The organism is Ruoffia tabacinasalis (assembly GCF_042652985.1).
GTDB classification, from domain to species: domain Bacteria; phylum Bacillota; class Bacilli; order Lactobacillales; family Aerococcaceae; genus Ruoffia; species Ruoffia tabacinasalis.
This window is the reverse complement of the sequence record NZ_JBHSHQ010000035.1, coordinates 103666-117377: the sequence shown is the minus strand read 5'-3', so window position 1 is coordinate 117377 and position 13712 is coordinate 103666. Positions and strand designations below refer to the sequence as shown.

The window sequence follows — 13712 nt, the reverse complement described above, 5'->3', positions numbered from 1 at the left end:
CGATCCAGGAACGCCCTCACAGCGAGCTTTGAATGAGAATTCCAATGGTTTATTACGCAGAGACGGACTGCCAAAAGGAATGGACTTTACTCAAGTAGACCAAAGCTTTGTGTCATCGATTGCACACAAACGGAACACGATTCCACGGAAATCCTTACACTACCGAACACCGTTGGAAGTATTTTTGAGTTACTTAGATGAAGCAGTTTTGTCTAGCTTAATTTGACAAATCAAACACTTAAAAATGTAATGATAAGTACAGAAAAAGGCACCACATTAAAACTAATACTTATGTAACAGATTGAAGTTATGGTACAATAGTAATCGTATGTAATTAGCTAGGAGGTGTAAAAATGGTTTTGAAAGTTATTGAGGCTTTTAGTGGTATAGGATCTCAAGCAAAAGCTTTAGAAAAATTATCCAAAAGAAAATTAAATTTTGAATATGAAGTTGTTGCTACAATTGAATGGGAAATTGGTGCAATGTTTGCCTATGATATTATCCATAATGGGCAACAAGACTTAAGTAAATATGACTCTCTAACAAAAGAGGAACTGAGTGAGAAATTAGCAAAATTTAATATAAGTAACGATGGTAAGAACCCAATGCCAGAAAGTGCTTTAAAACGGATGACTATTGAACAACTCAAAGCTATTACGCACTCTATTGAAAATAATAACAATTTAGTTGATATATCAAAAGTAAGAGCCCAGGATCTACCTGATGCTGATTTGTTGACTTACAGTTTTCCTTGTCAGGATTTATCAATAAGTAGTTATTGGCATGGAAATTTCTCTGGGATAGATAAAGGTGCTAATAATAGGTCTGGTTTATTGTGGGAGGTTGAGAGAATACTCAATGAATACGATAATTTAGAAAAAAGTAAACCGCGATTTTTATTGATGGAGAATGTTACAGCAATACACGGTCCATTGCATAAGAAAAATTTTGAGTATTGGCAAACAGAGTTAGAAAGAATGGGATATAAAAATTTCACTTATGACTTAAGTGCTAAAAATTTCGGGATTCCTCAAAGTAGAACAAGAACCTTTATGATAAGTGTTTTAATGGATGGCGTTCCGATAAATTACGATTTAAAATTTAAAGAACTATTTGATGCTTTAAAAGTGTCACAAGATGAATTGCCAAAGTTAGATCCATTTCTAAAACTTGATTACTCTGATTCGCGTTATTTAGAAGAAGCGGTACAAAACATTCCAAATAAAACTCCCTCTAGAGAAGAAATTTATAGAACGTCAGTTAAGCTTGCGTATGGTAGCAAGACATCAAATACAATTGCTAAAACCATTACGACTAAACAAGATAGAAACCCAAATGCAGGAGTTATAGTTCACGAGATTGATTCTATTTCGACAAGTAAGAAGATGGAATATAGGAATTTAACTCCGAGAGAAACATTTCTATTAATGGGATTTGAAGAAGGGGACTTCCAACAGTTGCTAGATAACAACTTTAGAATATCTAAAAGTAGAAAGATGTTATCACATTCAAAATTATTAGTACTTTCGGGGAATAGTATCGTTGTTAACGTACTAACTGAAATATTTTCGATAATAGATAGAGTGAATACTATCATAGAAAATAAAGAGATCATCGAAATTAACGAAGAAAGGGAAATATACGAATGTATGTTGCTGGATGTAATATAGATAACAACAAAAAGGAATTATACTCGCTGATATGCGAAGGCATAATTCCTTTTTTGCATGTAGGATTCTATTTTGGAAAACTTTCTAACCGTGCTTTATCCAGTACTTGTAGTATTTTAATAGACTGTTTATCTGACGGCATTTTTTTCAACATATTTATAGCAACTTTTAGGAAACTCTTATCCTGAATATTCCATATTTTCTCCTGATTACCCCAATCAAGAACTTCTTTCCAAAAATCGACACCGTACTCAACAACCGTTACAGTTGCGTCCATTTCTCGGAATTCTTTTTCTTGTTTGATGGCATACTTTCTATTGGATTCCACTTCGAATCTTGCTTTAAGTTCAGTAATAAAATCCTCATGAAAATCATATTCAATCTCTCGAGCTATTTCCCAACTGTTCAAGCGCTTAGCCCATTCAGTAACGTTTTCTACAAGCCTGTCAGGACTTGTTAAATGTTCATACATTAGCTTTGATACGGTTTGGATTTGTTTAACCCAAGCACGTGACAAGTCTTGGTTTTTCCATATTTTATTATAATCAATATCTAAGTCCTTATATTCTTCCTTTACTCTATAAATAATAGAAGATAGGGTATAGGCAACAATATTAGCTTTATAACTATCGTACCATGATTGATGTCTTACGATATAATCCGATTTTTTAAATAAAATAGCCAGCGCAACTGTTTTTCTGAAGAAATTTTCGTTTACAAATTCAGGTTTTTTATCATATTTCGGAACCATCCAAGTACTAAATATACTGAAACTCTTTTGTGCCCCGGCACTTGCAGAATGAGGTTTTCCTAAATAGATATTCCAATATTTAGCCAGGTCTGTCTTTTTGAACATTTGGTTTTTAGGGTATTGGGAGTTGAACTTTTTCTTTGCAGAGACTGTTGCTTTGTATGTCTCTTGGCGATATTGTCCATTAGCTCTTTCATAATACCAATAAGTACCAAATTGTGCTCCACCAGTTGCTGGAGCGACGAGACGTCTTGAAAATTCTTCGATCTTCACATGGAAAGGATGATTGGAAGATAAGTCTGATTCACTTACTTTGTTCTGACTGTTGGCAAATCTAGAAATATTCGGTATAAGTTCTTGTCCTACTTTGTGATCAACAACGGAGATTTTCATCGGAACTTGAATCTCCTCGATTTTTTTCCTCGAACCATGTCTTGTATCATTAACCCAAGCGCTTGCTAGTGAGGCAGTTGTTTGACCGCCGTTTACAATCTGTAAAGAATCAAAACCCTTGATAACTAAGCCATCCTCGGTTTTATCTAATATTAAATCCTGTACAGTTGCTGCAATCCCATTGTTATAAGCAAAGAACATTTCAGGATCATTCAGAATCGTGTTACGAATCCCTTTATTTACTTTTCCTCTTGTTTGTAAAAAGGAACGCACATTCCCTTCTAGTAAGCGAGATTGATATTTGTCATACATTTGAGCGAGAATTTTCCCTGGAATCATACATAAATATGACTCATAATCCTTTGTTTTGGAAGCTGCTAAAGCTGGTATTCCCTTGCTATCGAATTCATTTTCAAGGTCAATAACTACCGGTTCTTTCCCTTGTTCGGACTCATCGATTTGTTGCATTGTAGTAATATCGTATATTTTGTAATCCACGCGAACATTATTTACTATCTGGGAGTCAATAACATCTATTCTGTCAGATTTTATATAGTCTGTAATAATAATCGTTTCGATTATGGCTACATCCATTTTTTTATTTACAATATCAAATGCAAGACCATAACCCATACTACTTTCCTCAGCCTCACTCAACACTCGATCTGCATCGAAGTAAAAATTAGAAGCTCTAGAGAATAGTGAATTTGATTCAGTAGCAGTAAGAGTTTTCTTCTTGTAATAAGTTAGTGGAGGAATGATAAAGAGGGTGAGCTTTTTATCAAATTCGTTAAAAGCATATCCATCAATTTGAAGCTTTCTGTTCCTCTTTCCAACACCTTCAAAGTACAAATAATGATAATCTTCAATTAAGTCTGAATCTTCTAATTTTTGCAAATATAACTCAAAAAATGCTTCACGGGCGGATATCCCCTCAGCGCTTGCACTTGAGTTTATTTCATTTACTAGATCCTCTCTATAGGTCATTCAAGTCCACCTCTTTACTAATAAATTGTTTGATAGCGGGTAAGCTTACGTCAAATTTAATGTTGTGAAATGCATTCAAATTAGGTGTTTCGATTAATTTAGGAAACTCTTCAGTGATATTATAATGAACGATTTTTGAAATTAAAAAATTTGGTTCACGATATTCTTCTGAAGGAACAAATTTCAAATTATATAGTTTCTTATTATAATTGTGTAAAGTTTGCTGATCGTAAATTTTATCTGCGATACTTTCATAGAGATCCATAATATTAACGCCTTTTGCATTATTTATACTGGTCTTTTCACAGTCAATAACAACCAAGTCGCCATCAGATGTAGCATTAAGTTGAAAATCATTACTTATGGTAACGGAATTTTTATTTCTGGATTTTGTCTTTACTTCATACCAATTATCAGAAAAATGAAAATCTTGATTTCCACCATTTGGCCCAATCCACGCTTTAATGATATCCTCTATTTCATAGTGCTTAGTTAAAACATTATTGATAAAAAACAGTTCACCAGCTAGACCTTGCATCATAGGATATGACAGTCTATTTTCACGAAACTCTTCAAATAATTGGGTCCATTCATTGTAACGTTTTAATATTTTTCTTTCTGCAAAGAGTTGATTCTTTTCGGGCAAAACGACGCTAACTAAGTCATCAATTAAGATTTGAAATACGCCCCTATAATTTTCATCAAGTAATGAAATTTCTAATGCCCAATCTCTATCTTTTCTTAATCTAACTGAACTTAAAATAACATTACTATTTACGGTGACTTTTGGTTTTTCAGTGAATACGATTAATAAACTAAATCGTTGTTCTTCATCTTCACCTATAAATATTCCTACTTGGTCGGTCCCTTTAATTCTTTTATGCGTATTATTTGTCATAATTCATCAATTCCAATTTAATAAAAATTCGTCATCTTCATCGTCAGGTTCATCCGAATCTAATGGGATTCCTAGAAGTTCACGTTGGTAAATGTCATTAATTTCATATTCGTACCTAATATTATTACTATTGTTAATCTCTGGAATACCAATTGAAATTCCTGTGGCTAAGTTCTGATTCTCTTTAACATATTCATTAATTTCTTTGTGATCCACTCTATCACTGTCAGCGTTTTTTAATTTTATCGGATATATTACTATCTGCGGGTTACGTTTGATCCCGGAATTGAAATACATGTAATCTGAAGCCGCCTTTAGGGAGCCGCTTTTAGTTTTACCTAATAATTTTCTTTGATCATCTACACTAATTTTGATTTTTTTATATTCTTCTTTAGTCAACCCGGCATAAGAATATGCGACAGTTCCTAATCTCTTTTTACTACGGTTCATTCTTATGTAGTTGTTTTTGTCACCAAATAGGTCGAAAGACCGTCTATGTGGATTAATTTTTATTGGACCAAAATCTAAATTTCGATCTTTAATTTGAGTTGCTATAACTACATCCCAATAATCTAGAATGGGATTATTTTGGGTTAGTAATTCCTGGATAGCCTCTTCATGACCATTAATTCTTGGGAATGAAGTGCTGACCAACAAGTTTTCAATTTCTGACTTTGGAACATCCTTGAATGTAGGTGCTTTACTTTGAAGAATGGATTCATCTTTGACTAAATATTTTAAATTACTTTCTAACCATGAAGTTATAGATAAGTTATTCGCTTCTAATTTATCAGGGTATTTTTCAAGTAAAGTAGTTTCCATTATAGTTCCATTTAGTTCACGGTATATTTTGGCTTTTTTAGAGCTCCTTTTTTTATTTAAAGCTGTGACGATTAGGGGCATGTCCTGAGAAGAAAGCACTCTTAACCCAAATTCTATTGGTCGTTTTCTTTGAGCATGCATCCTACGTATGTCAAGACCAAGTTGCTGTGTTGCTTCAGCTATATGAGCATACCATCCTTCAGACTCTTCTGAAGTCCACAGCCGACATAAATCTTGGTAACCATCTCTATATCCGAACCAACGTCCCATCTGCATCAAAGTATCATACATTTTAGTGTTTCTATAGAAATAACTAGTCATTAAACCTTCCAAGGTAAGCCCCCTAGCTAACGATAGTCCACCAATTGCAATTATTCGTAAACCATTTGGATAATCTTCGTAATTTAAGTTTTGGGCTGCCGTACCACTATTGACAACCCTAATTTGAATGTTTCTAACGGATTCATATAATACACCTCTAACTTCATCCCAAGATTCTTTAATAGGGAACACCGAATCATCAAGCTGTTTGTTTTTAAATTCATTTTCGAATACTTTTTTTATTCGTGAAATAGTTGGCCGTTCACTTCCATCACTTAAAATGTAATGTTTAATTTCAGTTTGTAGAGTCTTAACATAGTTACTAATTGTTCCGCGAGCATAGTTTTGAACATCGATGAATCTTGATATATGGATTAACATCGATCTGTGTTTTTTGTTATCCAAACGTAGATCTCTAATTGCGTTTGCTAGAAAGAATGTAATTATTGAATCTTGAAGTGATTTTGGCAAATGAGATAAATAGTCAGTTTTACTGTGTTTTAATGGTAGCAGTTCTTCTAAATCGTCATTGTATCGAATCATATAATTGTATTTTCCATTTTCCATATACATATCATAGGGACCGACATAGTTTGATGGCTGCTCTAGCAAGGTGATAAAGTCACGCGGAAATAGGTCATCTTTTTCTTCTTCATCTAACTGTGGATTAATAAAAATATTTGCGAATGGTGTTGCTGTAAATCCTACGTATGATGACTTACTGAATAACTTTAATATTTTTCTAATCGATTTATTTATTGTGGTAGGATCATCACTATCTTGTGAGGTGTTTATTGAAGCGTTATCAGCCTCGTCATCAATCAATAATAAGGGGAGCTCGATCTTGCTGGTCTCACCATTTGTATTATTGTTCTTTAACCAAGATCCTAGTTTTTCTAAAACGTGTTTATTTTTCTTAATAACAAATACTGAAGCTACATCCTGGTACAAAGGAACACGATCTCTTGAAGAAAAATCATTGTCTGTACTAGTAAAGGCAGGAATAAGATCGAGTTCTTTTTCTAGGCCAACACCAACAATCTTTTGAGTTTGAGAACTATCCTTTCCAATAAAACCTTCATCGACTCTTGATTGTGTCTGAACACGCAATTTCTCAATAGTACCCGTTAGTATAATAAATACTTTGTATCCACTATCCATGGCTTTATTCATGAGAGCGATATAATTTGAGGTTTTTCCTGATTGGACAGAACCGATAACTAGCCCTTTACGATTAAAAGCTTCTTCAGATAAAGGATCAGCAAGACTATCCATTATTTGCATACTAATATCATCAATGTTATCAATCACGTTTGTGGGAAGTTTTTGTTTTTTTAAGTATCGTTTGTACCTATCCCAATAATCATTCCCTCGTTCTGCTAAAGCAGCTTCGTACCATTTTTTATAGGTGTCTTTATCTCGTAAAGTAACCCCCTTATCCATCACTATATCTACCTTTTGCTGAATATTAATAATAGCTTTATTTTTTTCTTCATCAGTTATATCAGGAATGAATTTGCTATATAAATCTGCGAGTTCGTTAATCCTGTACTCATCGATAACCACTGATTCATCATTAGATTTTGCAACTGAAATTCCTGTATCTATGTAAGTTTCTAAATTTTCGATGTTACTATTATTTATCATTTATTTAGCTCCTCCTCAATCATAGTCAAAACGGATGGGTACTTTTGGAATATATCAATTTTCTGAAAAACCTCTAGTTGCTGCAGCTTAGCTTCAACATTATCACCAAAAGAGTCAATGACATTTTTTGCCATGTCATAAGCTTCTTCTAAACTCAACGAGTTTTCTTCTATATTTCTGTCTTTTGCAAGATCATAGTAAACCCCGGTGTATGGGAATCCATCCTCAACGGAGTTAATAAAACTTTCGAATAGGCGGGATTGTTCATCTGTTAATGAGTTTTCAAGTGCTTTGAACATAGGAATGTCTCTATTAATCACATATTGAATGTTATCCCGATTTGAAATGCGATTCCATATGTGCTCATAACTAGTTTGATTAGCTTTCCTACCTCTGTATCTATAAACTTTTTCACTTCTTCCAACAGCTCGAATAATAATATTTTTTAGAGTATCTTTAATTGAACTTGGTATGGTAGCATTCGACTTTTTAACATCAATTGTCCAAACATCATCGATAGAATTGGGAAGATCTATTCTAACGCGTGCTAATCGATTCAATTCTGAATCTCGTAATAGATGGAACCATTTACCCCAAACAATCAATCTTTTATTTCTATATATGTATAATCCTTGTTTAAGATTTAAATCGTTGTAAGAATTTTGAACGCTTCTTTCTTCAGCGCTCAGTTTACTTTTGTATGGAATTATAAATGGTTTAATTTGAATAGGTACTTTATTAATGAATATTGTTTCTTCTTCAAGTGGTTGTGTAGCCTTGTTTGTTGTGATAAATGGATCGATAGGTTCAACCAATCTATTGTTAAAGTAGAGTTCGAAATAATTATTACTTAGTTTGTTTTCTAAGTATCTGTGGAATACTAATCCTAAATGTCTGTCAGCGAAATCTAGTTTTTGGTTAAATTCTTTTGAGAAGTGGATCTCAGATTCAGATATACGGTCAAGTTTCTCCCAAAGAACGATAGTTCCAGATTTATAATTTTCTAACTTATCGTAGTGCTTTAACTGTTTAATTTGGTCGTCTGAATACACAATTAATGACCATTCGGAAGTTTTATGAATATGATCTAAGTCCCAACAAACTGCGTTAATTTTATTTCTTTGCTTAGAAATAACGGTCAGTTTTCTACACTGTGACATAGATGCCATTTTTAATCCTAAACCGAATCTACCTAAGTCATTTTCAGCTCTTTCTTCAAGTGTTGATGTGCTTCCGTATCTCATTGCTTGTTGAAGGGTTTTTGCTGACATACCGGTGCCATCATCGATAATTGCTATATAAGGATTTTCTTCATTATCATCGAAGAGGACATCCACCCTAGATGCTAAATTACTAATTGAATTATCTATAATGTCAGCCATAGCTGTTTCGAATGAGTAGCCAATAGACCTGGTTGATTCGACTAAATTAGGAGCAAAAGGTGTTAATTTAATTTCTCGCAAAAAAATCACTACTTTCTCAAATTATTAGGAAGAAATATCTAACCAAAATTTTTATATAATATTTATTAAAAACATATTCAATGTAATAATAGTATATATTATTATTCTCTATATTTGTATACCTTTTCAATCATTATTTTGATATTAGTAGACATACAATGAGATCAAAATAGGGTTTGTGTAAATTTTAAGTAAATTTTTTAATAATTAGTGTAAAAATTCATTTGAGATATCATTTAATTTTTTATAGCAATCTTAATGTTTTGATGATTTGACAAATCGTCTTTTTAAAATATTGACTTGGCTTCCGTATAAGGAGATTATTCGTAGCTGCATTTTCCTCAGTTTATGATAGAATATAAGATTGTAAACTAACGAAAAGGAGAGTGCCATATGCTACATACCGAAAAATCTGGACCAAATAATAAGCATACAATCGCATCTTTTTTTGCTGGTGTTGGCGGAATTGAGCTAGGTTTTGAGCAAACAAATGACTTTAAAGCTGTATATGCCAACGAAGTTGATAAAAATGCGCAAATTACATATCAAACGAACTTTCCGGAGATCAACTTAGATATTAGAGACATAAAAGAAGTAGAGGCCACGGAAGTTCCTAAAGTGGATATTGTAACCGGCGGATTCCCCTGTCAAGCCTTCAGTATTGCGGGTTACCGTAAAGGTTTTGAAGATGAACGTGGGGATCTATTCTTTGAACTACTTCGTGTTATCAAAGAGAACCGCCCAAAAGTTATATTCATTGAGAATGTAAAAAATATGGTGACTCATGATAAAGGGAATACCTTCAAAGTCATCCGTGAGTCACTAGTAGCGAATGGTTACTATATTAAGTGGAAAGTACTTAACGGAAAAGATTACGGTAATATTCCTCAAAACCGGGAGCGTATCTATGTTGTAGGATTCAACAACAAAGAAACTTATGATGCGTTTGAGTTTCCAGAGCCTGTTGAAATGACGACTGAATTAAGTGATATCATTGACTACAACTCACAAGAAGATGAGAAGTATTATTATCGTGAAGGCAAACAGCCTTTTTACGACAAGATTGAAGAAGCGGTGATTTCTTATGATACAGTCTATCAATGGCGTAGACAGTATGTTCGTGAGAATAAGTCAGGTGTTGTGCCAACCCTAACAGCTAATATGGGAACAGGTGGACATAACGTGCCACTAGTCTATACAAAAAATGGTGTGCGTAAACTTACACCAAGAGAAACGTTTAACGCTCAGGGTTACCCAGAAGAGTATAAATTGCCAGAATTAGCCAATTCACATCTTTATAAGCAAGCAGGGAACAGCGTCGTAGTGCCGGTCATTAAACGAATTGCAGAGAATATCTCTGATGTATTAAGCAAGCATGATGTTGATGATGCGATGAATATCCAGGACGCCAACTATGCCCTCGTATACACTGACCTTCAAGGTAATTACGCCGGAGAAAGTTATACGCATGACTATTATAATTCCTACGAAGAAGCCGAAGCTGCTTTAGATCAAATTGATGACCGCTTCCCACTCATCCATGATACAGAGTACATGGAGCTTGTTCGGAAGAGAAAATCAATGAAATTCTATTCAATTGTTCAATTATAGGAGCCTAACTATGAAGCAAAAAGTAACCCGTTTTCGATTTGAACATTTTGAGCTACCAACCGTATACTTTAACAATCCAATTCAATTTGCAAGAAACTTACGAAGTGGTGGAGCTAATTATCTATTCAAATCACTGGAGAGTTATTATAGAAAACATGCTGTAGATTGTCCTTTCTCTGTGGAGGACTTCAGTGTAACATTTGCTGATTTAACAGATACAGTATTTAAATTTGAATTATCATTGCCTGCAACAAGTAATTTAGGTGAGTGTAAGAAAATATATATGGTTGCTGATATGGGGTTGAACACAACGCTCTATGTAACAAGGAAAGTTAGTCTTGGTGGGGATGTATTGGCAGGTGTTTATAGTAACGGTGATTATGAAATATATGAAAAGAAGTTACGTGAAGATGATCGAATTGATGATAAATTGATTGATTTGATTAGAGGAGTTCCTAGGTATCAAGTGTATTGGAATCCTATGTTGGATAATGTCTAGAGGCATTGACTTAAAGCGAATAAGAAGTTTGATCCCAAAGTGATTTGGGGTCTTTTTTTACTTATATAGCAAATTAAATTGCTATACGAACAAATGTTCTGTATAATGGTTTTAACGAATTTTTTATGGAGGAAGATGACATGACTTATAAGGTGCTTTCATTGTTTGCGGGAGTTGGAGGGATTGACCTCGGCTTTGAGCAAACCGGACAATTCGAAACAATACTAGCTAATGAGTTTGATTCAAATGCGGCGAAGACCTATGCCTTGAATTTTAATAATCAAATACTCGTTGAAGATATTCATAACATTGACGCTACAGAATTGCCCGACTTTGACGTACTGTTGTCAGGCTTTCCATGCCAAGCTTTCTCCGTAGCGGGATACCGTAAAGGGTTTGAGGATGAGCGGGGTGACTTATTCTTTGAAACACTTCGGATTATTAAAGAAAAACGACCACGTGTTGTCTTCTTAGAAAACGTAAAAAACTTAGTAACGCATGACAACGGGAATACTTTTAAAGTTATCAAAGAAGCATTGACTTACCACGGGTACTATATAAAATACAAAGTTATGAATGCGAAAGATTACGGAGATATTCCACAAAATAGAGAGCGTATCTATATTGTTGGCTTTGATAATAAGGAAGATTACTTGAATTTTAGCTTTCCAGAAGCGATTGAGCGCCAAACTACCTTGAGTGATATTATTGATTTTGAACGTAAAATTGATGATTATTTCTACTACACACCTGAGAAACACAGCTATTATCCGGCACTTGCTGAAGGAATTACTTCGCAGGAAACAGTCTATCAATGGCGACGTAAGTATGTCCGTGAAAATAAAAGTGGTGTTGTACCAACATTGACAGCGAATATGGGTACAGGTGGTAATAATGTACCGTTGGTATTAGGCGATCACGGCATCCGCAAACTAACTCCAAGAGAATGCTTTAATGCACAAGGTTATCCTGACACTTACCAATTACCAGAAGATATGGCTTTATCTCATTTATATAAGCAAGCAGGTAACTCAGTCGTTGTACCTGTGATTGAACGGATAGCAGACCAGATAGCTATTGCCTTGGATGGGGTACAATCAGGTGTTGTTCAATTGGAGTTATTTGTATAAATCCGAGGCTAGTAATGTAGTGCACCCTTAAAAACGGACTTTAATTGAATAATTTTTCTAAGCGGCTTGTAACCTATATTGAATAGGTGACAGGCCGTTTAGTTTTGTTTTAATACGTTCGTGGTTGTACCAGTAAATATATGATCTGATTCGTGCTTCTAACTCCTCGATACTTTCGAAAGTTTCACCGTAGTACATTTCTTGCTTCAATAAACCAAAAAAGTTTTCCATCGGTGCATTATCTAGACAGTTCCCTCGTCGGGACATACTCTGACAAATATTGTTTTCTTCAAGTAGCTTGACCCATGACCAGTGTTGATAATGAAATCCTTGGTCGGTGTGTACCATTAAGTCGTGTTGCTCAGGTAACGTTGTTAATGCATCTTCAAGCGATTGATTGGTAAATTTAACTGTCGGAGATTGACTGAGACTATACGCGATAATTTCACTGTTATAGAGATCCATGATCGGCGATAAATACAATTTACTTTCTGAATGGGCTACTTTAAATTCGGTCACATCACTCACCCAAACTTGATTCGGTTCTTCCGTAACAAATTGGCGATCCAGATGATTATCAGCGATGGTTCCAACTTCTCCTTTGAATGAACTATATCGACGACTTTTACGGCGGAATTTCACACACAAGAGTTGATTTTCTCGCATAATTCTTAAGACACGCTTATGATTAATTTTACGTCCTCGCTGATTTAGAGCTAAGGTGACCCTGCGATACCCATAACTTTGACTTGACGCATCAATGATTGCTTTAATTGCTTCGATGAGTGTATTCTCTTCCGTATCCTCCTCGGATTGATTTAATTTCGCTTTCCATTCATAGAATGAACTCTTAGGAATGGCTACCAACTCAAGCCAAGTCTTAAGCTTAATCACTGGGAATTCACGCCTTAATTCCAGAATTATTTTTGTTTTTTCTTTGTGTTTGATTGTTTCTGGATCAAGGCCTTCAACTTTTTTAGATACGCGTTTTCCGCTTCTAAATACATAGTTTTTTCTCTTAATTCAATAAGTTCTTCTAGTTCAGATTGTGATAGGTTTCGAGGTTGCTTATCTTGATGAGTCATTGCACGGTCTCCTTTGTTTTTTGGACGTCCGGGTGCCCCAGTTAAGCCTTCAAACCCTTGACTATCATACGCTCTCTGCCAGTTGGCAATCGTGGAGCCTTGTTTGATATTAAAGTGTTCAGCCGCTTCTCTATAAGACACCTGATGTATGTGTCTATAGTTTAAAACAGATAACTTGAATTCGCCACTATATTTCGTTTTAGACAAGCTATTTTCAATCCCAGCCTCACCATACATTTGATATTGATAACACCAATTTTTAATTGTACTACGTGCCACACCATATTTTTTAGCTAAGCTCTGTTGTGAAACACCCGCTTCATTTTCTTTAACTACCATCAATCTTAGCTCTTTATTATATTCTTTTTCCATCTAAAAACCCCCTAAATCCATGTCCGGATTTAGGGGGTCACTACATAATCCAGAGTGATTGCT

Annotated in this window: 11 protein-coding genes; 5 read left to right on the top strand and 6 right to left on the bottom strand. The window is 34.6% G+C overall.

Translation table 11 applies throughout. The features are described 5' to 3' along the window. Both ACFO5Y_RS06235 and dcm (ACFO5Y_RS06230) read left to right on the top strand, forming a co-directional pair. Nucleotides 1-226: transposase (locus ACFO5Y_RS06235; RefSeq protein WP_380706378.1), on the top strand; the 226-nt coding region annotated here is incomplete at its 5' end. A gap of 127 nt (nucleotides 227-353) precedes the next feature. Further along, nucleotides 354-1670: a DNA (cytosine-5-)-methyltransferase gene (dcm, locus tag ACFO5Y_RS06230; RefSeq protein WP_197103957.1), complete on the top strand. Its 1317-nt coding sequence runs from the start codon at nucleotides 354-356 to the stop codon at nucleotides 1668-1670. Between the two features lie 67 nt (nucleotides 1671-1737). On the opposite strand, the gene ACFO5Y_RS06225 is transcribed toward dcm (ACFO5Y_RS06230), so the two are convergent. From ACFO5Y_RS06225 to ACFO5Y_RS06210, 4 genes are read right to left on the bottom strand one after another with little or no spacing between them, the layout of a single operon-like run. Continuing rightward, complete coding sequence (locus ACFO5Y_RS06225; protein WP_197103956.1) at nucleotides 1738-3801, bottom strand: AIPR family protein; 2064 nt, start codon at nucleotides 3799-3801, stop codon at nucleotides 1738-1740. After that, nucleotides 3791-4699, bottom strand: coding sequence for a PD-(D/E)XK motif protein (locus tag ACFO5Y_RS06220; RefSeq protein WP_197103955.1), 909 nt, complete (start codon nucleotides 4697-4699; stop codon nucleotides 3791-3793). Before ACFO5Y_RS06220 ends, ACFO5Y_RS06225 begins: the two co-directional genes overlap by 11 nt. 6 nt (nucleotides 4700-4705) lie before the next feature. Then, nucleotides 4706-7489 carry a Z1 domain-containing protein gene (locus ACFO5Y_RS06215; RefSeq protein ID WP_197103954.1) on the bottom strand — a complete coding sequence of 928 codons (2784 nt, stop codon included), beginning with the start codon at nucleotides 7487-7489 and terminating at the stop codon, nucleotides 4706-4708. Next, nucleotides 7486-8952, bottom strand: coding sequence for an ATP-binding protein (locus ACFO5Y_RS06210; protein ID WP_197103953.1), 1467 nt, complete (start codon nucleotides 8950-8952; stop codon nucleotides 7486-7488). Before ACFO5Y_RS06210 ends, ACFO5Y_RS06215 begins: the two co-directional genes overlap by 4 nt. A 393-nt stretch (nucleotides 8953-9345) precedes the next feature. Here ACFO5Y_RS06210 and dcm (ACFO5Y_RS06205) point away from each other — a divergent pair, with 393 nt between their 5' ends. The 3 genes from dcm (ACFO5Y_RS06205) to dcm (ACFO5Y_RS06195) all read left to right on the top strand — a co-directional run bounded on the left by dcm (ACFO5Y_RS06205) (nucleotide 9346) and on the right by dcm (ACFO5Y_RS06195) (nucleotide 12192). Next, nucleotides 9346-10563: a DNA cytosine methyltransferase gene (gene dcm / locus ACFO5Y_RS06205; RefSeq protein ID WP_197103952.1), complete on the top strand. Its 1218-nt coding sequence runs from the start codon at nucleotides 9346-9348 to the stop codon at nucleotides 10561-10563. A 10-nt stretch (nucleotides 10564-10573) separates the two neighbouring features. Continuing rightward, on the top strand, nucleotides 10574-11062 hold the full coding sequence (locus ACFO5Y_RS06200) for a hypothetical protein (RefSeq protein WP_197103951.1): 489 nt from the start codon (nucleotides 10574-10576) through the stop codon (nucleotides 11060-11062). A 140-nt stretch (nucleotides 11063-11202) separates the two neighbouring features. Next, on the top strand, nucleotides 11203-12192 hold the full coding sequence (dcm, locus tag ACFO5Y_RS06195; RefSeq protein ID WP_197103950.1) for a DNA cytosine methyltransferase: 990 nt from the start codon (nucleotides 11203-11205) through the stop codon (nucleotides 12190-12192). A 57-nt stretch (nucleotides 12193-12249) separates the two neighbouring features. Here the strand turns inward: dcm (ACFO5Y_RS06195) and ACFO5Y_RS06190 are convergent, their stop codons facing one another. After that, nucleotides 12250-13116, bottom strand: a complete 867-nt coding sequence (locus tag ACFO5Y_RS06190) for an IS3 family transposase (RefSeq protein WP_331459504.1) — start codon at nucleotides 13114-13116, stop codon at nucleotides 12250-12252. After that, on the bottom strand, nucleotides 13113-13649 hold the full coding sequence (locus ACFO5Y_RS06185; RefSeq protein WP_197103949.1) for a helix-turn-helix domain-containing protein: 537 nt from the start codon (nucleotides 13647-13649) through the stop codon (nucleotides 13113-13115). Before ACFO5Y_RS06185 ends, ACFO5Y_RS06190 begins: the two co-directional genes overlap by 4 nt. Nucleotides 13650-13712: the final 63 nt, after the last annotated feature.

What these genes read in the sequence shown, in the direction of transcription:
- dcm (WP_197103957.1), top strand. Translation starts at nt 354, where the DNA reads ATGGTTTTGAAAGTTATTGAGGCTTTTAGTGGTATAGGATCTCAAGCA.
- ACFO5Y_RS06225 (WP_197103956.1), bottom strand. Translation starts at nt 3,801, where the DNA reads ATGACCTATAGAGAGGATCTAGTAAATGAAATAAACTCAAGTGCAAGC.
- ACFO5Y_RS06220 (WP_197103955.1), bottom strand. Translation starts at nt 4,699, where the DNA reads ATGACAAATAATACGCATAAAAGAATTAAAGGGACCGACCAAGTAGGA.
- ACFO5Y_RS06215 (WP_197103954.1), bottom strand. Translation starts at nt 7,489, where the DNA reads ATGATAAATAATAGTAACATCGAAAATTTAGAAACTTACATAGATACA.
- dcm (WP_197103952.1), top strand. Translation starts at nt 9,346, where the DNA reads ATGCTACATACCGAAAAATCTGGACCAAATAATAAGCATACAATCGCA.
- ACFO5Y_RS06200 (WP_197103951.1), top strand. Translation starts at nt 10,574, where the DNA reads ATGAAGCAAAAAGTAACCCGTTTTCGATTTGAACATTTTGAGCTACCA.
- dcm (WP_197103950.1), top strand. Translation starts at nt 11,203, where the DNA reads ATGACTTATAAGGTGCTTTCATTGTTTGCGGGAGTTGGAGGGATTGAC.
- ACFO5Y_RS06185 (WP_197103949.1), bottom strand. Translation starts at nt 13,649, where the DNA reads ATGGAAAAAGAATATAATAAAGAGCTAAGATTGATGGTAGTTAAAGAA.